Raw genomic sequence first — 18901 nt, 5'->3', positions numbered from 1 at the left:
CGCGTGTACACCCTTGACCTGAACCCAGACGAGTTGCTCACCACGACCCGCGCCGTCCGCAAGCGCCTGGACCTGGAGCGGCCCGTCGCGCCCGAACTGATCCGCGAGTGTCTCGAGATCGCGACCCAGGCGCCCTCCGGCAGCAACGGCCAGCGCTGGCACTGGCTGGTGATCACCGACCAGGACAAGCGCGCGAAGATCGCGGAGTACTACCGCACCTCGCTGCACGCGTACTTCGCGGCGACCGAGGCCGCGCAGGGGCCCGAGGTCGATCCGGTGCAGAAGCGGGTGTACGACAGTTCGGCGTACCTGGGTGACAACCTCGGCAAGGTGCCGGTCTTCGTGATCGCGTGCATCACGGCGCCGTCGCTGCCGCAGGGCAACCAGGCCGGTCTGTGGGGTTCGATCCTCCCCGCCGCCTGGAACTTCATGCTCGCCGCGCGGGCCCGCGGGCTGGGGACGACATGGACCACGCTGCACCTCAAGTACGAGCGGGAGGTGGCGGAGCTGCTCGGCGTACCGGATGACGTCCGGCAAGGGGTCCTGATCCCGGTCGCGCACACGATCGGCACCGACTTCAAGCCCGGACCGCGCCGGGACCTGGACAAGGTCGTCCACTACGACAAGTGGTGACTGCCCGGGAATGAACGCCGCCCTGTTGCGCGTTGATATGTCAACCTAGACTTTGGTGACGTGGACAGGAGCGGGAAATGAGTGGCCTGGAGTTCGGTCTCGACACGTTCGGCGATGTGCCGGAGGGTGCGAACGGCGAGCTGGTGTCGGATGCGGCGGCGATCCGGCAGGTGGTGCAGGAGGCCGTGCTGGCCGATGAGCTGGGCGTGGACGCGATCGCGCTCGGCGAGCACCACCGGCCGGAGTACTCGATCTCCTCACCGGAGACGGTGCTGGCCGGGATCGCCGGACAGACGTCGCGGATCAAGCTGGGCTCGGGCGTGACCGTGCTCAGCTCGGACGACCCGGTGCGGGTGTTCCAGCGGTTCTCGACCGTGGACGCGTTGTCGAACGGCCGCGCGGAGGTCATCCTCGGGCGCGGCTCGTTCACTGAATCCTTCCCGCTGTTCGGGTACGACCTGGCCGACTACGAGGTGCTGTTCGAGGAGAAGCTGCAGCTGTTCGCGCGGCTGCTCGACGAGAAGCCGGTGACCTGGGAAGGCACGGTCCGCGCCTCCCTCGACAACGCGGACGTCTACCCCAAGACGGAGTCCGGCCGGCTGACCACCTGGGTCGGCGTCGGTGGATCACCGCAGTCCGTCATCCGTACGGCGTTCTACGGGTTGCCGTTGATGCTGGCGATCATCGGCGGTTCGCCGGAGCGGTTCGCGCCGTACCTGGATCTGTACAAGCGGGCGTCCGAGCAGTTCGGAACCGTCGCGCACCCGGTCGGCATGCACTCGCCGGGCTTCGTCGCGGACACCGATGAGGCGGCGAAGGAGATCTACTACCCGCGCTACAAGGTGATGCGGGACCGCATCGGCGCGCTGCGCGGCTGGCCGCCGGTGAAGCGGTCGGAGTTCGATGCGGAGGTTGCGCACGGTTCGCTGTACGTCGGTTCGCCGGACACCGTGGCTCGCCGGATCGCCGGTGCGGTCAAGAAGCTCGGGGTCGGGCGGTTCGACCTGATCTATTCGGCGGGGTCGGTGCCCGGTTCGGACAGGTTGCGCGCTGTGGAGTTGTACGGCAGCAAGGTGATTCCGATGGTGCGCGAGATCCTGGCGGAAGCATGAGCGGCTCGGGTGTCGCTGGGTCGGTCCGTCCGGGGTCTCGATCCGGTAGGCCGACGGTTGCGATCCTCGGTGCCGGGAAGGTCGGAACCGTGCTGGCGCGGCTCGCGGTCCGGGCCGGGTATCCAGTGCTGATCGCAGGCTCCGGGGAGGTGTCGAAGATCGCGCTGATCGTGGAGGTCGTCACGCCGGGCGCGGTCGCGACCACCGCGGCCGACGCGGCGGCGCGGGCGGATGTGGTGATCCTCGCGCTGCCGCTCGGCAAGCATCGGGCGCTGCCGGTCGAGGCGCTGCGCGGCAAGCTCGTGATCGATGCGATGAACTACTGGTGGGAGGTCGACGGTATCCGCGACGACCTCACCGATCCGCGGACCTCGTCGTCCGAGATCGTCCAGGAGTTCCTGCCCGGGTCGCGGGTGGTGAAGGCCTTCAACCACATGGGCTACCACGATCTCGAGGATGGTGCCGTGCCGTCCGGATCACCTGGGCGGAAGGCGATCGCGGTCGCGGGGCCGCCGCTGGAGGCGGCCGAGGTGGCGGCGATCGTCGACGACCTCGGGTTCGACCCGGTAATCGCGGGTTCGCTGGCCGACGGCGTCCAGCTGGAGCCGGGGACCGAAGCGTTCGGGGCCAACGTCACCGCCGCCGAGCTGCAAGACCTGCTCGACCGCTTCCCCGAGTCCCCCCGCGGCCTCACCGTCCGAACCGCCCGTAACCAACTCGCCAGCTGAACCACGGGCGGGAACGCAATCTCGCCCCGCCGGAAGCGGGTGCCCGGCGCGGACCGCCAGGCCATCACAAGTGAGGGCGACGAGGTCGGCTGAGCGTGGCGGCAGCTGGGCGACCGCGATTGTGATGGCCTGCAGATCCGCTGCTGCCAGGTCTGCTGCTGCCAGGTCTGCTGCTGCCAGGTCCGCGGCCGCCAGGTCCGCAGCTGCCAAGGTGCCGACGCCCAGCTGCCGAGGCCAAGGTGCCGAGGCCAAGGTGCTGACGCCAAGGTGCCGATGCCCCAGGTGCCGATGCCCAGGTGCCGACGCGATCTGGCGCGGCCGGGATGCGGCAACGGCCGGACCGCCAGCACCGTCCAACGCGGTTGGGGCGGGTGTCTGCACCCTTGTGCTGTGCTCAGCCGGGGTGGCCGGCGCGGTTGGTGGGTGGTGGCGGTCCGCCCTGATTGCCATCGGCACGGTGGGTTCACTTGACGCGCGAGGACGGCCGCATCCATCGACTGTGCGGAGAGTGCCGTTGGTAATCGATGGACAACAACCCGGTGGGTACAGTCGATGGCCCGGTTCTGGCATTCCCCGATCTCACGGCGGAGCCCGACGACGGCTACTTAGTAGCGGTCGATCGGGAACTCCGCCGAGGTCCGGCCGAACTTGGTGTCCAGCAGAACGTCGTCTTCCGTGACACTGGATCGCTTGCTATCGGTCTCGAGTAAACGCAACAGTGCCAGCAACCGGCGAGTCACTTCGCACATACCGGATCACCCCCTCCCAGTGTCCCTATCGTTCTGGAGGGCCAGAACGTTTCTCACAACTTTGTTGCGGTCGGCAACTGGAGGCCCGGGAGAGGGCCGAAAGGGGAACGAGACGGTCACAGCGTGCGACACCAGCGCCTGCGGCCGGCCGGATCGGGTGAGACCGAGCTCACAGGTCTCGCGGAGTTCGAAGTCCACGATGCGCAGCTGCCGTCCTGCGGTACCAGGGCCTGCCCTGTCCCCGGCACCGCAGGAGGATCAAGAGGTCAGGGGCGTCCGGGCAGCCGGTAGTTGTCGCCGAGAACCTGACCGCGGTGAGGTTTGTAGAGGTCGAATCCGCGCGAGTTGCACTGCAGACCACCGTTGATGCAGTGGCTCACCAGGGCAGCCAGGGTCGGCGGATCCCAGGCGTTGAAGAAGTCGTAGTGCCAGGAGTAACCACGTCCGCTCGCCAGCCGGACATTGGTCACGTCGCCGTCGGCCGGGAACGCGATCTTGAACTCCAGCATCGGCAGCGGATTCGGGTGCGAGGCCGGGCAGGCCCCGTTGACCGGGTAGGCCATGTGACTCTTGTGATCGGCGCTGTCCAGGTCACGGCCGTTCCAGCAACTCGGCGCCTGGTAGCGGATGTTGAGCTGGGTTCCCGCCGGGCAGTTGGCCGGGAAGTCCCAGTTGTGCGCACTGTCGCCGCACTCCCAGCCCTCGACGGCACCAGGAGAGGTCCGGAACGCCTCCTGGGTCGCCGCCGGGCTGCCGACGACGAACCGGATCCCCGGCGGGAACGGGCGGACCGCCTGGTAGTCGAGGATGCCGGACTTGTAGTAAATGGTCTGGTGCCAGGTCTGGCTCACCGGGTCGTTGCCGCGGAACATCGTCGGCCACCAGTACGCCGACAGATCGTCGGGGTTCAGGCAGGTCGTCGCGTACGGACCGGCAGCGTTCAGGCTGTTCAGTGTGGTGGCGGCGTTGGTGGTCTTGTTGCCCACGAAACTGTGGTCGTGGGACGCGCCCGGCATGTTCGGGAACACGATCGGGTCGTCGGGCGCCCGGTGATTCACGGTGCAGTTGACCTGGAACTCGTGATGCGTCACCTCGTCGGCGGCGTGCGCGGACGAGCCTGCCAGCACGGTCGATACAGCGGCGGTCAGTACGGCGGCGATCAGACCGGCGGCGGTACCGCCGGCGTAGAGCACTTTCTTCCTGGTCGAGAACACGGAACTCCTCCTCGTGGGGGATTCCGCGGGGCGGCGATCGGTCAGGGTCGGCAGGGTGATCGGGGTGTCCCGCGGTCGGACGGATCGCGAGAGAGCGCTCTCTGGAGAACCATGATCTTGCGGTCCCGCGGTGTCAACCCTCCGTGGTTCCGGAACCACGCTGAGCGTGGAACCGGCGTACCGAAGCATTGACAACACCGGAAAGCAACGGTCACGATCGGTCCGCGAGAGAGCGCTCTCTCACCGCTCCTGACCCAGGAGCTCTCCCGCAAAAGGAGTCCGCCCGATGAAGCTTTTGCCCGCTCTGCGTGCCCGCCGGCGACGGCGCCGGCCCGCCGCGGTCCTGATCGCAGTGGCGCTGGTGGCGCTCGGCAACCTGGTGGTGTCGGCCGTCCCGGCGCAGGCCGCGACCCTGCTCTCCCAAGGCAGACCGGCCACCGCATCGACCTCCGAAGGTGCCGGAACGCCGGCCTCGGCCGCGGTCGACGGTGACGCGAACACCCGATGGTCGAGTGTGTGGGCCGACAACCAGTGGCTGCAGGTCGACCTCGGCTCGACCGCCACCGTCGAACAGGTCGTCCTGCAGTGGGAGGCGGCGTACGCGACCGGCTACCGCCTCGAGGTCTCGGCCAACGGCCAGCAATGGAACCCGATCTACACCACAGCCGCCGGCCGCGGTGGCACCGAGACTCTGAACGTGAGCGGCAGCGGCCGGTACGTCCGCATGTTCGCCACCACTCGCGCGAACGGGTACGGCGTCTCGCTGTTCGAGTTCAAGGTCTTCGGTACGCCGGGCGACAGTGGCCCGCCGCAAGGCTCCGGAACGGTCCGGATCGCCGGCAGCCAGGGCAACTGGCAGTTGCTGGTGAACGACAATCCTTGGGTCGTGAAGGGCCTGACCTGGGGGCCGCCGCCGACCGAGGCCGCTCAGCGGCTGCCCGAGCTGAAGGCGATCGGCGTCAACACGGTTCGCACCTGGGGCACCGACGCGAGCTCGAAGGCGCTGTTCGACGCGGCTGCCGCGAACGGCATGCGAGTGGTCGCCGGCTACTGGCTCCAGCCCGGTGGCGGCCCAGGTAGCGGTGGTTGCGCGAACTACGTGACCGACACCAATTACAAGACCACGATGCTCGACGAGATCCGCCGCTGGACGACCGAGTACAAGGACAACCAGGGCGTTCTGATGTGGAGCGTCGGCAACGAGTCCGTGCTCGGTCTGCAGAACTGCTACTCCGGCGCCGAGCTCGAGCAGCAGCGGATCGCGTACGCGACCTTCGTGAACGACGCGGCGAAGGCGATCCACGCGATCGACCCGAACCACCCGGTCACCTCGACCGATGCCTGGACAGGCGCCTGGCCGTATTACAAGCAGTACTCGCCGGACCTCGACCTGCTGGCAGTGAACTCCTACGGCCATGTCTGCCAGGTGAAGCAGGACTGGATCAACGGCGGCTACAACAAGCCGTACATCCTCACCGAGGGCGGGCCGGCTGGTGAGTGGGAGGTCCCGAACGACGCGAACGGCGTACCGGATCAGCCGACCGATCTGCAGAAGCGGGACGGTTACCTACAGGCGTGGAACTGCATCACCGGGCACGCCGGTGTCGCGCTGGGGGCGACGTTGTTCCACTACGGCAGTGAGAACGACTTCGGAGCGGTCTGGTTCAACATCACGCCGGGCAACGAGAAAAGCCTGGCCTGGTACGCGATCCGGCAGGCGTTCGGTGGCCCCGGCGGCGGGAACACGCCTCCGGTGATCACGAACATGACGCTGAGCCGGACCACGGATGTCCCGGCCGGCGGCACGATCTCGGTCAATGTGGCGGTCACTGATCCCGACGGGGATTTGCTTTCGCATGACTTCAAGGTCAACGGGAAGTACATCGACGGCAGTGGTGCACTGGTCGGCACACCGTCGAGCGGCAATGGTCCGTTCACGGTGACGGTGCCGCAGCGGCTCGGCGTCTGGAAGCTGTATGACTACGTCCGGGACGGGCGGGGGCACGTGAGCATCGAGACCCGGTCCTTCCGGGTGGTCGCGCCGCCGGTCGAGGGCACGAATATCGCCCGCGGTAAGCCGGCGACAGCATCGTCGTACCAGCAGACCGGCAACGGGGCGCCGTTCCCGCCGTCGAACGTGACGGACGGGAACAACGCGACCCGCTGGGCCAGCGACTGGGCGGACCCGCAGTGGGTGCAGGTCGACCTGGGGCAGGTGACGTCGTTCGACCGGATCCAGCTGATCTGGGAGGGGGCGTTCGCCCGCGAGTACCGGGTCGAGGTCTCCGACGACGGGAACGCCTGGCGGCCGCTCTACAGTACGGCGGCCGGCAACGGCGACGTCGATGACATCACGACCGGGGGGACCGGGCGCTACGTCCGGCTGACCGGGACCCAGCGCGGCACCGGCTGGGGGTATTCGCTCTACGAGTTCGGGATCTACAAACGCTGAATCCCACCGACCGGTACGGCGGTTCACCACCTGGGGCCGCCGTACCCTGTGGATAACTTTGAGGCGGAATCGCGTGTCCCAGCTACGATCCGATGCCATGACCCCGGCAGCAACCCGACGTACCGTGACCTTGGAAGACGTGGCCAAGAAGGCGCGGGTTTCCCGCGCGACCGTGTCCCGCGTGGTGAACGGCAATGAGAAGGTCGATCAGGATCTGGCGCGCCGGGTCGTCAAGGCGATCGCCTCCACCGGCTACATCCCGAACGCGGCCGCCCGCACCCTCGTCAGCCGCCGTACCGGCACGGTCGCCCTGGTCATGTCCGGCTCGGACGGCTCGGCCGCGCAGGTGTTCGCCGACCCGTTCTTCGGCCGGATCACCGGCGGTGTGGTCACCTATCTGCGGGACCGGGCGATGCATCCGACGCTGATGCTGGCCGACTCCGACCGCGCCCGCCAGGACGCTCTCGACTTCGTCCGGCGCGGGAATGCGGACGGCGCGCTCCTGGTCTCGACCCACGCGGGTGATCCGCTGCCGCAGTTGTTCGTCGACGCTGGTGTGCCGGCGGTGCTGTTCGCGCGGCCCGCGCTCCCGGTGCCGATCAGCTTCGTCGACCTGGACCACGAGGCCGGTGCAGCCCTGGCTGCGAACCATCTGGCTGAGCGTGGCTGTCGACAGGTGGCCACGATCGCCGGTCCGGCCGACCTGCCCGCCGCGAACAGCCGGCTGGCCGGATTCCAGCGTGCGATGGCGCGGCACGGCGTCCCGTACGTACAAGTTGCCCACGGCAACTTCACCGCCGACAGTGGTGAGCAGGCGATGATCGAGTTGCTGACTGCCGTGCCGGAGATCGACGGGGTCTTTGCGGCCAACGATCTGATGGCGGTCGGCGCGCTCCGGGCGCTGCGCGACAACGGGCGCGTCGTTCCCGATGACGTTGCCCTGATCGGCTTCGACGACAGCGAGCCGGCCCGCCTCACGCGTCCGCGCCTGACCACGGTCTCGCAGCCGGTGGAAGAGATGTCGGCCCGGATGACCGCTCTGCTGCTGACCCTGCTGGACGCGCCCGGGACCGCGCCGTCCTCGGTCGTCTTCGACCCGTATCTGGTCGTGCGCGAATCCGCCTGATCCCGGCGGCGTTCCCGCCCCGCTGAGTTCCGGAACCACGCTCAGGGAACGTTCCCTTGACAGCGTTCCGGCGCCCCGCCACTGTGGTGAGAGAGCGCTCTCTCGGACCTTTTCCGCCCTTTCTGATTGGTGTCGCCCATGGATGTTTCGTCGCGCCTGCGTGCGCGTTCGCTGCTGGTTCTTCTCGTGCTCGCCCTGGCGGCGACCGGTCTCGGTGCTGGTGACGCCGTGGCCGGTTCCCGGCAGCAGGACCGGCTGGCTGCCTGCGGTACGGCGAACGCCGCGCTGAACCGCCCCGCCACCGCGTCGTCCACCGAGAACGCCGGTGTACCGGCCTCGGCTGCGGTCGACGGGAACCCGGGAACGCGCTGGGGGAGCGCTTTCTCGGATCCGCAATGGCTGCAGATCGATCTCGGCTCCAAGGTCAGTGTCTGCCAGGTCGCGCTGACCTGGGAGGCGGCGTACGGGAAAGCGTTCCGGATCGAGCTGTCCGACAACGCGACCGCGTGGACCGAGGTCTACTCGACAACGACCGGGACCGGAGGTGCGCAGACGCTCGAGATCGCCGGGAGCGGGCGCTACCTGCGGATCACCGGTACCCAGCGCTCGACGGGCTGGGGCTACTCGCTCTGGGAGGTCGCAGTGCGCACGAGCGACGGCACCGGTCCGGTGATCCCACCGACCGATCCGCGCAACCCCGATCTCGGGCCGAACGTGTTCGTCTACGGACCGGGCAGCTCGCAGACCGAGATGCAGAACAAGCTGAACCAGATCGCGACCGAGATGCACACGAACCAGTTCGGCACCCAGCGGTACGCCGTTCTGTTCAAGCCCGGCAGCTACACCGCCGACGTGAACCTCGGGTTCTACACCCAGGTGGCCGGCCTCGGGCTGTCACCCGATGACGTGAACCTCAACGGTCACGTCCGGGTCGAGGCCGACTGGCTGCAGCAAGGGGACAACCCGAACAACAAGGGCAACGCGACGCAGAACTTCTGGCGGTCCGCTGAGAACCTCGCGGTCACGACTCCGCCCGGTCAGATCGAGCGCTGGGCCGTTTCTCAAGCGGCGCCGTATCGGCGGATGCATCTCAAGAACGCGCCGGAGGTGCAGCTCTGGAACGGCGCTGACGGCTGGGCGAGCGGTGGACTGTTCGCGGACACCAAGATCGACGGCCGGGTGGTCTCGGGATCGCAGCAGCAGTGGTTCTCGAGAAACTCGGAGTTCGGGAGCTGGGCGGGTTCGGTCTGGAACATGGTGTTCCTCGGGACCAACGGCGCACCGCCGCAGCACTTCCCGAACCCGTCGCACACGACGATCGGCCAAACCCCGAAGGTCCGGGAGAAGCCGTTCCTGTACTTCGATGCTGCGGGCAACTACAACGTCTTCGTCCCGGCACTGCGCACCAACTCGGCCGGTACCAGCTGGTCCCAGGGGCCGGCCGCCGGTACGTCGATCAGCCTGGCCGACTTCTATGTCGCCAAACCGGGCGCATCCGTCGACACGATCAACGCGGCACTTGCTCAGGGCAAGCACCTGTTGATCACGCCCGGCGTCTACCACCTCAACGACACGATCCGGGTCACCCGGCCGAACACCGTCGTACTCGGACTCGGCCTGGCCACTCTGGTCCCCGACACAGGGAAGGCGGCGATCAGCGTCGCCGACGTGGACGGCGTCAAGCTCGCCGGAGTGCTCGTAGACGCGGGCCCGATCAACTCGCCGTCGCTGGTCGAGATCGGCCCGGCCGGATCGACCGCGGGCCACGCGGCCAACCCGACCTCGCTGCACGACGTGTTCGTCCGTGTCGGCGGCGCGCACGTCGGCAAGGCCAGCGTCAGCCTGCGAGTGAACAGCAACGACGTGATCGGCGACCACCTCTGGCTGTGGCGCGGTGACCATGGTGAGGGGGTCGGCTGGAACGTCAACACTGCCGCCAACGGACTCGTGGTGAACGGGAACAACGTGACGATGTACGGCCTGTTCGTCGAGCACTACCAGGAATACGAGACGCTGTGGAACGGCAACGGCGGGCGCACGTACTTCTACCAGAACGAGTTCCCGTACGACGTCCCCGACCAGGCCTCGTGGTCGAGTGGCGGCGGTACCCAGGGCTGGGCGGCGTACAAGGTCGCGAACACGGTGACGACGCACGAGGCCTGGGGTGTCGGCAGCTACTGCTTCTTCAGCCCGAACAACTCCATCGTGGCGTCCCGCTCGTTCGAGGTCCCGGACACACCGGGAGTGCGCTTCCACGACCTGGTCTCGGTCTCGCTCGGCGGGGTCGGCACGATCTCGAACGTCATCAACAACACCGGCGGCACGGCCAATACCGCCAACCAGCAGCGCTACGTGGTCAGCTACCCCTGACCTGATGCTGACAAGTACGGCGTCACCGGGCGCCGTACTTGTTAGCTTGGCTGGATGGGATTCGAGCTGACCGTCGGACCGCTGGACGGGATCGACGAGCCGGGGGCCGACGAGGACAGTGGTTGGTTCGAGCACTGCCTGGACATGTTCGCAGTGGTGAACGAGCACCTGGCATCGTTGGGGCTCCCGCCGCACACCGAGCCGCGCAGCGTTCCCGCAGGTGCGTATCTGGGCTACCGGCAGCCGCTGCTCGAGCTGCTTGAGCTCGATGCGATGCTTCCGGACGAACTCCGTGGCACGTTTGACCAGGTGCTGATGGCCGGCGTGGGCGCCCTGTTCATTCCGGTCGACCTGCCGGAGCCGGTCTGGCTCGAGGCCGATGGTGACGGTCTCTGGCTCGGTTCTGTCCCCAGACTGCTCTTTCAGTCAGCCTGGTTGCAGCGGCTCGTCGGTGAGGAGAGCTGGTACGACCTGGAATTCGCGACTGCCCTGTACGGCGCTCTGCTCGATCAGCCGCTCGAAGGCTTCCCGAAGGAGCTACAGCTCATGGAGGGCGGTGGCACGGCCGGTGCGGCGCTGTCCGAGACGCTGTGCTGTGCAGCGATCAACGCCTACGAGACCAACTCGTCGATCCGCATCTGCTGACGCCACGCCGGGGAACCGTCACCGCTCAGCCGCTTGAAAATCCTGTGCATGCCGTCAGCGTGCGGGTGGGCCGCCACAGTGGTCGATTAGGTTGCAGGTTCCTGCAATGTGGTGGCGTTCGAGGGTGTCTGCTTCGGCGTAGCGGACGCCGGCGGCGAAGCGGGTCTTGACCTCCAGGGTCTCCATCAGCCTCGCTACTTCGTACCGCACGGTGCGGACGCTGAGGGTCAGGCGGTCGGCGATCTCCTCGTCGGTGCAGCCGTCGCCGAGCAGTGCCGCGATGACGTGCTGGCGCGGTGTGAGGCCGGCCGGGTAGTGCTCCCGCAGTTCCACCGCGCGGACCGCGCCGCCGCGCACTGCCCGCAGGTACTGTCCGGCGGCGTTGACCGCCTCCGCGCCATGGATCATCATCAGGCTCCGCCTGTCGTTCAGCACCGGGCCCTCGACGATCACTCGCTCACCGTCCAGCAGCTTGAGCTGGATCGGCCCGAAGGAGATGTGGTACGGCATGTCGTCGGCCGCGACGATGAAGTCCGTGATGGTCGGAGAGCCCTCGCTGATATCGAAGAAGCTCGTCATCCGGACACCTGCCTGGACCAGGTCGCGGTTGAACCGGTGGCTGGGCGCGAAGGCCTCCACGCTCTGGTGCCTGGTCCAGGTGACGGCGGTCAGCTCCTCGGCCCGGCCACAGTGGCCCTCGAGCCAGTCGCGCAGGGAGAAGCGGTCCGTTATGACGAACACCTCAGCATCGCACGGGCGTCTGGCCAGCAGGTCGTCGCAGAACCTCGCTCGGACCACCTGGAGTCGCAGTGAAGCGTCCAGGACCTCTTGACGGCCCACGTTCGAGGTGCTCCGGCTGTGCAGCGTGCTGTGCATGCTGATCTGGCGCATCTCTCCATCACCCCCGTGACTCCCCAGTCGCCCGTATGTTCTCACGTAATCGGCCTGTCATGGCTGGAGTGGCGTGTCTGCAGCAGTCGTCTGACTAGTCTGGCAGTTGTCTACCGCAGGAGAGGCCTCACGACGCGAGAGGGTGCAGATGCTGGGACTGCCGACGGGGATCCGGGTCTGTCTGTTCGATCTGGACGGAGTGCTCACCGATACCGCGGCCGTGCACGCCGCAGCCTGGAAAGAGATGTTCGACCGGTTCCTCCGCGACTATGCCCAGCGGCAGGGGGTTCCGTTCCAGCCGTTCGACGCCCGCGCGGAGTACGACGACTATGTCGACGGTAAGCCGCGGATGGACGGCGTCCGCGACTTCCTGACGTCCCGGGGCATCACACTGCCGGAGGGGACGCCGGACGACCCACCGGACGCCGAGACGGTGAACGGGCTCGGGAACCGCAAGAACGAGGCGGTGCAGCAGCGCATCCGCACCGACGGCGTCCACGTGTTCGAAGGCTCCCGGCGGTACCTGCAGGCAGCTGAGCAGGCCGGACTGCGCCGGGCCGTGGTCTCGTCGAGTGCGAACACCCGGGAGGTTCTCGACGTGACAGGTCTCGCACAGTACGTCGAGGAGATCGTGGACGGCGTCACGATCAGGACCGACGGGCTGAAGGGGAAGCCGGCGCCGGACACGTTCCTGGCCGCCGCCCGGCGGTTCGGGGTCGACCCGTCCGAGGCAGCGGTGTTCGAGGACGCGCTGGCCGGTGTCGCCGCCGGCCACGCAGGCGGGTTCGGCCGAGTGGTCGGCGTGGACCGGGTCGGACAGGCCGAAGAGCTCGCCGCACATGGCGCGGACGTCGTCGTACAGGATCTGGCCGAGCTGCTCACCGGGGAGAGCCGATGATCGACCGTGGGCACCACCCTGTCGAGCCCTGGCGCTTGCGCGAGACCCGGCTGTCCCTCGACGACCTTGCGCAGTCCGAGTCGCTGTTCGCGTTGTCGAACGGGCACATCGGGCTGCGTGGCAACCTCGACGAGGGGGAGCCGTACGCGATCCCCGGTACCTATCTGAACTCGTTCTACGAGCAACGGCCACTTCCGTACGCCGAAGCCGGCTATGGCTACCCGGAGTCCGGGCAGACGCTGGTGGATGTCACCAACGGCAAGCTGATCCGGCTGCTGGTCGACGACTCGCCGTTCGACGTCCGCTATGGCTACCTGAGCCGGCACGAGCGGCTACTGGACTTCCGGACCGGTCTGCTGGAGCGCGACGTGGACTGGACGTCCCCGGCGGGCAAGCGCATCCGGGTGCGGAGCCGGCGGTTGGTCTCGCTGACGCAGCGTGCGGTCGCAGCGATCGAGTACACGGTGGAGGCGGTCGACCAGCCGGCCCGGTTCGTGATCCAGTCCGAGCTGGTCGCCAACGAGGCGCAGCCGACGCTGTCCGACGACCCACGGGTCGCAGCGGTGCTCGACAACCCGCTCAAGCCAGTCAGCCACGACGGTGGCGAGAATGGCGTCGTACTGATTCACCGGACCACGCACAGCCGGCAGTTGATGGCTGCGGCGATGGTGCACGAGGTGGAGGCGCCGACCCGGTTCGCGATGGACCAGGACGTCCGGGAGGACTGGGCGCGGACCACGGTCATCTGTCAGCTCCAGCCCGGCGAGAAGTTGCGCGTGGTGAAGTACCTGTCCTACGGCTGGTCGAGTCTGCGCTCGGAGACTGCCATCCGGGACCAGGTGGCGGCCGGGCTGTCCAGTGCGCGCTTCTCGGGCTGGGACGGACTGGTGAAGCAGCAGGCCGAGTACCTGGACGACTTCTGGGACGGCGCAGACGTCGAAGTCCAGGGACACCCAGAACTGCAGCAGGCCGTGCGATTCGCGCTCTTCCATGTCCTGCAGGCAGGTGCTCGCGCAGAGCGGCGTGCCATCCCATCCAAGGGGCTGACCGGTGCTGGGTACGACGGCCACACCTTTTGGGACACCGAGGGTTTCGTCCTGCCGGTGCTGACCTACACCATGCCGGACGCGGCAGCAGATGCGCTGCGCTGGCGGCACTCGACACTGAGCCTGGCGAAGGAGCGCGCCGACGTACTGGGCCTGCGTGGTTCGGCGTTCCCCTGGCGGACCATCCGTGGTCAGGAGTGCTCTGGCTACTGGCCGGCTGGTACGGCGGCCTTCCACATCAACGCGGATATCGCCGAAGCGGTGATGCGGTATCACCGGGCCACCGGTGACAACCAGTTCATCGAAGAGGTCGGGCTGGAGCTTCTGGTCGAGACTGCGCGGCTCTGGGTCTCACTGGGACACCATGACCGCCACGGACGATGGCATCTGCCCGGTGTGACCGGTCCGGACGAGTACAGCGCGGTTGCCGACGACAACGTCTTCACCAACCTCATGGCCGCGCGGAACCTCCGGGGTGCGGCCGAGATGGCCACGCAGTTCCCTGGGGTCGCTCGCACACTCGGTGTCGACAGCGAGGAAGAGGCTGCTTGGCGCGACGCGGCGGCAGCTGTTTACGTGCCGTACGACGAGGAGCTCGGGGTGCACCCGCAGTCCGAGGGCTTCACCGGCTACGCCGACTGGGACTTCGAGGGCTACAAGGACAAGTACCCGCTGCTCCTGCACGCGCCGTACTTCCAGCTCTACCGGATGCAGGTGGTCAAACAGGCAGACCTGATTCTGGCGGCGTACTGGTGTGGTGACGCGTTCACTGCCGAGCAGAAGGCGCGTGACTTCGAGTACTACGAGCGCCTGACTGTGCGGGACTCGTCGTTGTCGGCCTGTGTCCAGGCAGTGATGGCGGCTGAGGTCGGTCATCTGGATCTGGCCTACGACTACGCCTACGAAGCCGCACTGATCGACATGCGCAATCTGCACAACAACACTGGCGACGGACTGCACATGGCGTCGCTGGCAGGAGCCTGGACCGCACTGGTCGCGGGCTTCGGTGGGTTGCGGGACCGGGACGGCTTCCTGGCGTTCGACCCCGCCTTGCCGCAGGGCATGACCAAGCTGTGCTTCTCGATCCGGTGGCGTGGAGTCAGGCTGACGGTGGACATCGGCCCAGGGTCGGTCACCTACACGGTGCGCGACGGCGAAGGCGCCGGCATCACCCTCCAGCACGCGGGAGAGGACCTCACGGTCACAGCCGGTACGCCGGTCACCCGGCCACTGGCCAAGCGGGTTCCGCTCCTCGGGCGGCCGACCCAGCCGGCCGGCCGCGAACCTCGCCCGGCGTTTCCGGGCGAGGGCCGCTGAAGGTTACTTCTTCGCGCTGAGCCGCTCAGCCGTCCCGACCAGCAGCACCGAGGCGATCACAGCGGTGATGAAGCCGAGCACGTTCAGCTCGAAGATGCCGCCGGTACCGAGGAGGTTCGCGATCGTGCCGCCGATGACGGAACCCGCCAGGCCGAGCAGCAGTGTGGCGAACAGGCCGAGCCGCTGCTTGCCCGGGGTGAAGAGCCGCGCCAGCGCCCCGATGATGAGTCCCGCGACGATGAAGCCGATCATGTTCTGTTGCCTCCGAGTGTGAACTGGTCTGAGAACCAGTCTGCCGGTCAGAGGGTCTCCACACAGTTGGAGATCACCCTGACCGGCCCCGGAGAGCACCCTGGGATCAGGTCGCGGCCTGTGCCTCGAAGAGCGGAGTGTTCTCCTGCAGGTGCGGCACTCGCTCCAGCCGGCTCAGGGCCTGCGCCATGGCTCGCTGGGCCGAGGTCTCGCTTGGCAGCATCGTCTCGAAGGCCAGCTGGCACGGACTGCCGGTTCTGAGTAGCTCGGCGTAGAACTCGATGTCGTGCAGGTCCACCCGCTCCTTGAGGAGCTGCTTGGTGGCCTTCCCACAGCGCAGTAGCCCGGCGTAGAACGTCTGCGGCGCGGGCTCCTTCACAGCGACTGCCTGGTCGGCCAGAGCCTTCAGGACGAAGTACTCCGCGCTGGCGGTCTTGTCCCGCAGGTAGCGCAGGCCGGCCACCTCACCCGCCTTGTCGGTCAGACCGCAGACCGCCCACCCCGGCGGCACGATGAGTGCCTGCGTGGACGGGACGTTGCCCGGCAGTTTGACCTGTGGCGACAGGATGCCGCTGTTCGCGACCGCGGTCTGCGCAGTCTTGGCGGCACTGTCGGTCGGACTGGCGAACGGTGCAGGCAGGACCCGCGTGTTCCACTTCGCATCCGGTACGACGATCACTGCCAGGTTGCCGGTGTTCTTGAGGAGCAGTGTGGTCCGGGAGACGTCGGTTGCCGCCTCGAGCCGCACACCGTCCGCTGCAGTGAGCGCCGGAAGACGACGTGTCGACTTCGAGCAGTCGGCTGCCGCCTGCGTCGTCGTCGGCTTCTTGCTGCTGGTTGCCGGCTTCGGCACCGGAGTGGTCGGTACGTCCTCTCCGACGTACTCCGAACCAACTGCACTTGAGCATCCGGCAGCACCGAGTGCCAGGAGCACTATTGCCACCACTGTGGGCATGACCGCCCGACCGCGTCCCGCCTCCACGTTGTCCCCCCTGAATGGTGCAACCGAGCTCACTAGGTCCCCACCTGCCCGGTTCACAGCATCGTCGAGGCTCCAGTGTCGCACCGTGCCGCAACTGACGACAACGTCCGCTCTCCCGGTACCCTGCCCTGTGATGGACCTGACGCGATCTCAGCTGCTGCGCTCCCTGGTGATCCTGGGTGCGCTGGTTGGCCTGTTCGCGCTCCACGGTGGCGCTGGTCAGTCGGCCCGGCCGGAGCAGGTCGCTGTCACGCCGGTGGTGATCACGCTGCCGCTCGATGCGCACGGTGCAGTGGAGCGGCTGGAGCAGGTCGCCATGGTGGCACCGCTCACGCTGGCCGTTGACACCTCGAATCACCAGCACCTGCTGGTGCCCTGCGCCCTCCTGATCGGCTCAGTGCTGCTCCTCGGGCTCGGGCTGCTGCTGACCCGGCAGCGGTTCGGCGACGTGCCGCTGCGGTCACTGGCTAGGCGCGTGCCCTGGCTGCGCGCCGTCGTACCAGACCCTCCGGATCTGACGAGACTCTGCATCCTGCGGACGTGACGGTCAGCTGCTTTCGCTGCTGACCTCACTCGTTCACGCATCACTGCGTGCTGTTCCGGAAGGAAGCCGTCATGCGGCTGTCACTTCGCGGCGTAGTTGCCGCTGCACTCTTCGCTCTCGTCCTGGCTGGTTGCGGTACTGACCAGTCCCCAACCGCGGGCAGCCCCAGCACCCCGCCCACCCCTACACCGACCACCACAGCACCGACCACCACAACGAGCAGGACGCCGACCAGTACGCCGACCCCCGTCGTACCGGCTGCTGATGTCACCGTCGACGTGAAGATCGCCGCTGGGAAGATCTCGCCCAGTGGGCAGACCGTCAAGGCGAAGACGGGTCAGAAGGTTCGGATCACTGCCGTGAGCGACGTTTCTGAGTCGCTGCATGTGCACGGGTACGACAAGATGCTGGAGCTCAAGCCGGGCAAGCCGGCGGCCGTGGAGTTCACGGCTGACACCAAGGGCAGCTTCGAGGTCGAGACCCACGAGAGCGGCAAGCTCGTCTTCAAGCTGCAGGTGAGCTGATGCTTCCTCTCCATGGGATCGGCGGGCGTCAGGACCTGCCGATCCCGTTCGGGCTGGCCGTCGCCGGGGCCGGGATCGCGATCGCGGTGTCGTTCGTGATCCTGGCCGTCGCCTGGCGATCACCGAAGTACCGCGGTGCGGCGAGCGGTACGCCGCTCCCGGCCGGACTGCGCACCGCACTCGACTCGTCGTGGTTGCGCTGGGCGGTCCGGGTGTTCGGTCTCGCCCTCTTCGGGTACGCCGCACTGGCTTTGCTGGCCGGAGTGGACCGGCTGACGAACCCGATCTTCGGATTCGTCTACATCTTGGTGTGGGTCGGCCTGGTGCCGGTGTCGCTGCTCCTCGGTCCGATGTGGCGCACTCTGAACCCACTCCGCACCCTGCACCTGCTGGCGTGCCGGGTGCTCCGCCATGACCCGCGTCGCGGTCTACTCGAGCTCTCACCACGAGTAGGGCTCTGGCCGGCCGCCTTCGGCATCTTCGCGTTCGCCTGGCTCGAGCTGGTCGCACCGGACCGAGCGACACTGCTGGTGGTGCAGGCGTGGCTCTCTCTGTACGTCGTCTATGTCATGTTCGGCGCTGTCCTGTTCGGGGATCGGTGGTTCGCTGCTGCGGACCCGTTCGAGGCCTACGCGACGTTGATGGCGAAGCTGTCGCCCTGGGGACGCCGGAGCGACGGTGTGATCGTCCTGCGACGCCCACTGGAGAACCTGGACAGCCTGACACCCCGCCCCGGGCTGGTCGCGCTGGTGGCGGCACTACTCGGCTCTACGGCGTACGACGGGTTCTCCCGATCGAGCAGGTGGATCGGATGGTCCCAGGACTCGGGGTACTCGCAGACCCTGCTCGGAACCCTGGCGCTGGTCGGGTTCGTGGTGTTCGTCCTGGTCACCTACTCCGCGGCCACAGTGCTGGCAGGACGGATGTCGGACAGCTCACGGACCAGACTGCCCGGTCTGTTCGCGCACTCGGTGGTACCGATCGTGCTGGGGTATGTGGTCGCGCACTACTTCACCCTGCTCGTCCTGGAAGGCCAGCGCACGATCAACCTGCTCAGCGACCCACTCAGCCGTGGCTGGAACGTCTTCGGCACCGGTCTGAACGGTGTGAACGCAGGCATCACCAACCACACCACTGCGGTCGCCACGGTCCAGGTCAGTGCCGTAGTGATCGGCCACCTCCTGGGCGTGATCTCGGCCCACGACCGAGCGGTTGCCCTCTTCCCACGTGGCCGCGCACTGGCCGGACAGATCCCGCTCCTGGTGGTTATGGTCGCGTACACAACGGGAGGCCTGCTGTTGCTCTTCTCAGCCTGAACCAAACGCGATCCGGGCCACCTGGCCGGCCCGGATCGCGGACACGGCACAATAGGGGTGCCTGCGGTTCGGGAAATCTTGACCGTGGCATGACATTGCGTC

General features: G+C 67.5%; 17 protein-coding genes. 12 read left to right on the top strand and 5 right to left on the bottom strand.

What is annotated here, in order from left to right:
* The first annotated feature begins 3 nt into the window (after positions 1-3).
* The 3 genes from ACFCV3_RS41280 (at position 4) to ACFCV3_RS41270 (ending at position 2473) form a co-directional block, all read left to right on the top strand.
* Positions 4-633, top strand: coding sequence for a nitroreductase family protein (locus tag ACFCV3_RS41280; protein ID WP_376040616.1), 630 nt, complete (start codon positions 4-6; stop codon positions 631-633).
* Between the two features lie 77 nt (positions 634-710).
* The gene (locus ACFCV3_RS41275; RefSeq protein ID WP_376040613.1) at positions 711-1745 is read left to right on the top strand and encodes an LLM class flavin-dependent oxidoreductase; all 1035 of its coding nucleotides are present in this window, start codon (positions 711-713) and stop codon (positions 1743-1745) included.
* Positions 1742-2473: an NADPH-dependent F420 reductase gene (locus ACFCV3_RS41270; RefSeq protein ID WP_376040610.1), complete on the top strand. Its 732-nt coding sequence runs from the start codon at positions 1742-1744 to the stop codon at positions 2471-2473. Before ACFCV3_RS41275 ends, ACFCV3_RS41270 begins: the two co-directional genes overlap by 4 nt.
* Before the next feature lie 605 nt (positions 2474-3078).
* Here the strand turns inward: ACFCV3_RS41270 and ACFCV3_RS41265 are convergent.
* Together ACFCV3_RS41265 and ACFCV3_RS41260 are read right to left on the bottom strand one after the other, a co-directional pair.
* Entirely contained in the window at positions 3079-3222 is a 144-nt protein-coding gene (locus ACFCV3_RS41265; protein ID WP_376040607.1) for a hypothetical protein, read from the bottom strand.
* Positions 3223-3488: 266 nt separating this feature from the next.
* On the bottom strand, positions 3489-4436 hold the full coding sequence (locus tag ACFCV3_RS41260) for a DUF1996 domain-containing protein (RefSeq protein WP_376040604.1): 948 nt from the start codon (positions 4434-4436) through the stop codon (positions 3489-3491).
* Positions 4437-4722: 286 nt separating this feature from the next.
* Between ACFCV3_RS41260 and ACFCV3_RS41255 the strand changes: the two genes are divergently transcribed.
* From ACFCV3_RS41255 to ACFCV3_RS41240, 4 genes are all read left to right on the top strand, one after another.
* Complete coding sequence (locus tag ACFCV3_RS41255) at positions 4723-6888, top strand: discoidin domain-containing protein (RefSeq protein WP_376040602.1); 2166 nt, start codon at positions 4723-4725, stop codon at positions 6886-6888.
* A 97-nt stretch (positions 6889-6985) separates the two neighbouring features.
* The gene (locus ACFCV3_RS41250; RefSeq protein WP_376040599.1) at positions 6986-8014 is read left to right on the top strand and encodes a LacI family DNA-binding transcriptional regulator; all 1029 of its coding nucleotides are present in this window, start codon (positions 6986-6988) and stop codon (positions 8012-8014) included.
* Between the two features lie 138 nt (positions 8015-8152).
* Positions 8153-10384 (top strand): discoidin domain-containing protein, encoded by a 2232-nt coding sequence (locus tag ACFCV3_RS41245; RefSeq protein WP_376040596.1) that lies wholly within the window; start codon positions 8153-8155, stop codon positions 10382-10384.
* 54 nt (positions 10385-10438) lie between these two features.
* Positions 10439-11029 carry a hypothetical protein gene (locus tag ACFCV3_RS41240; protein ID WP_376040594.1) on the top strand — a complete coding sequence of 197 codons (591 nt, stop codon included), beginning with the start codon at positions 10439-10441 and terminating at the stop codon, positions 11027-11029.
* 54 nt (positions 11030-11083) lie between these two features.
* On the opposite strand, the gene ACFCV3_RS41235 is transcribed toward ACFCV3_RS41240, so the two are convergent.
* Positions 11084-11920: a LuxR C-terminal-related transcriptional regulator gene (locus ACFCV3_RS41235; RefSeq protein WP_376040592.1), complete on the bottom strand. Its 837-nt coding sequence runs from the start codon at positions 11918-11920 to the stop codon at positions 11084-11086.
* Between the two features lie 148 nt (positions 11921-12068).
* On the opposite strand from ACFCV3_RS41235, the gene ACFCV3_RS41230 reads away from it, so the two are divergent.
* A complete protein-coding gene (locus ACFCV3_RS41230) occupies positions 12069-12818 on the top strand; it encodes a beta-phosphoglucomutase family hydrolase (protein ID WP_376040589.1) in 750 nt (249 codons plus the stop codon).
* On the top strand, positions 12815-15181 hold the full coding sequence (locus ACFCV3_RS41225) for a glycoside hydrolase family 65 protein (protein ID WP_376040587.1): 2367 nt from the start codon (positions 12815-12817) through the stop codon (positions 15179-15181). Before ACFCV3_RS41230 ends, ACFCV3_RS41225 begins: the two co-directional genes overlap by 4 nt.
* Before the next feature lie 3 nt (positions 15182-15184).
* Here the strand turns inward: ACFCV3_RS41225 and ACFCV3_RS41220 are convergent, their stop codons facing one another.
* Together ACFCV3_RS41220 and ACFCV3_RS41215 are read right to left on the bottom strand one after the other, a co-directional pair.
* On the bottom strand, positions 15185-15433 hold the full coding sequence (locus tag ACFCV3_RS41220; protein ID WP_376040584.1) for a GlsB/YeaQ/YmgE family stress response membrane protein: 249 nt from the start codon (positions 15431-15433) through the stop codon (positions 15185-15187).
* A 106-nt stretch (positions 15434-15539) separates the two neighbouring features.
* Positions 15540-16388, bottom strand: coding sequence for a hypothetical protein (locus ACFCV3_RS41215; RefSeq protein ID WP_376040581.1), 849 nt, complete (start codon positions 16386-16388; stop codon positions 15540-15542).
* Between the two features lie 160 nt (positions 16389-16548).
* On the opposite strand from ACFCV3_RS41215, the gene ACFCV3_RS41210 reads away from it, so the two are divergent.
* From ACFCV3_RS41210 to ACFCV3_RS41200, 3 genes are all read left to right on the top strand, one after another.
* Positions 16549-16959 carry a hypothetical protein gene (locus tag ACFCV3_RS41210; RefSeq protein ID WP_376040579.1) on the top strand — a complete coding sequence of 137 codons (411 nt, stop codon included), beginning with the start codon at positions 16549-16551 and terminating at the stop codon, positions 16957-16959.
* Positions 16960-17030: 71 nt separating this feature from the next.
* Entirely contained in the window at positions 17031-17483 is a 453-nt protein-coding gene (locus tag ACFCV3_RS41205) for a hypothetical protein (protein ID WP_376040576.1), read from the top strand.
* Positions 17483-18799: a hypothetical protein gene (locus ACFCV3_RS41200; RefSeq protein ID WP_376040574.1), complete on the top strand. Its 1317-nt coding sequence runs from the start codon at positions 17483-17485 to the stop codon at positions 18797-18799. Before ACFCV3_RS41205 ends, ACFCV3_RS41200 begins: the two co-directional genes overlap by 1 nt.
* The last annotated feature ends 102 nt before the right edge of the window (positions 18800-18901 follow it).

Source organism: Kribbella sp. NPDC056345 (assembly GCF_042262745.1).
In the GTDB taxonomy this organism is placed as follows: Bacteria; Actinomycetota; Actinomycetes; order Propionibacteriales; family Kribbellaceae; genus Kribbella.
This window is presented reverse-complemented; position numbering and strand designations above follow the sequence as displayed.

What these genes read in the sequence shown, in the direction of transcription:
- ACFCV3_RS41275 (WP_376040613.1), top strand. Translation starts at nt 711, where the DNA reads ATGAGTGGCCTGGAGTTCGGTCTCGACACGTTCGGCGATGTGCCGGAG.
- ACFCV3_RS41270 (WP_376040610.1), top strand. Translation starts at nt 1,742, where the DNA reads ATGAGCGGCTCGGGTGTCGCTGGGTCGGTCCGTCCGGGGTCTCGATCC.
- ACFCV3_RS41265 (WP_376040607.1), bottom strand. Translation starts at nt 3,222, where the DNA reads ATGTGCGAAGTGACTCGCCGGTTGCTGGCACTGTTGCGTTTACTCGAG.
- ACFCV3_RS41255 (WP_376040602.1), top strand. Translation starts at nt 4,723, where the DNA reads ATGAAGCTTTTGCCCGCTCTGCGTGCCCGCCGGCGACGGCGCCGGCCC.
- ACFCV3_RS41250 (WP_376040599.1), top strand. Translation starts at nt 6,986, where the DNA reads ATGACCCCGGCAGCAACCCGACGTACCGTGACCTTGGAAGACGTGGCC.
- ACFCV3_RS41245 (WP_376040596.1), top strand. Translation starts at nt 8,153, where the DNA reads ATGGATGTTTCGTCGCGCCTGCGTGCGCGTTCGCTGCTGGTTCTTCTC.
- ACFCV3_RS41240 (WP_376040594.1), top strand. Translation starts at nt 10,439, where the DNA reads ATGGGATTCGAGCTGACCGTCGGACCGCTGGACGGGATCGACGAGCCG.
- ACFCV3_RS41235 (WP_376040592.1), bottom strand. Translation starts at nt 11,920, where the DNA reads ATGCGCCAGATCAGCATGCACAGCACGCTGCACAGCCGGAGCACCTCG.
- ACFCV3_RS41230 (WP_376040589.1), top strand. Translation starts at nt 12,069, where the DNA reads ATGCTGGGACTGCCGACGGGGATCCGGGTCTGTCTGTTCGATCTGGAC.
- ACFCV3_RS41225 (WP_376040587.1), top strand. Translation starts at nt 12,815, where the DNA reads ATGATCGACCGTGGGCACCACCCTGTCGAGCCCTGGCGCTTGCGCGAG.
- ACFCV3_RS41220 (WP_376040584.1), bottom strand. Translation starts at nt 15,433, where the DNA reads ATGATCGGCTTCATCGTCGCGGGACTCATCATCGGGGCGCTGGCGCGG.
- ACFCV3_RS41215 (WP_376040581.1), bottom strand. Translation starts at nt 16,388, where the DNA reads ATGCCCACAGTGGTGGCAATAGTGCTCCTGGCACTCGGTGCTGCCGGA.
- ACFCV3_RS41210 (WP_376040579.1), top strand. Translation starts at nt 16,549, where the DNA reads ATGGACCTGACGCGATCTCAGCTGCTGCGCTCCCTGGTGATCCTGGGT.
- ACFCV3_RS41205 (WP_376040576.1), top strand. Translation starts at nt 17,031, where the DNA reads ATGCGGCTGTCACTTCGCGGCGTAGTTGCCGCTGCACTCTTCGCTCTC.
- ACFCV3_RS41200 (WP_376040574.1), top strand. Translation starts at nt 17,483, where the DNA reads ATGCTTCCTCTCCATGGGATCGGCGGGCGTCAGGACCTGCCGATCCCG.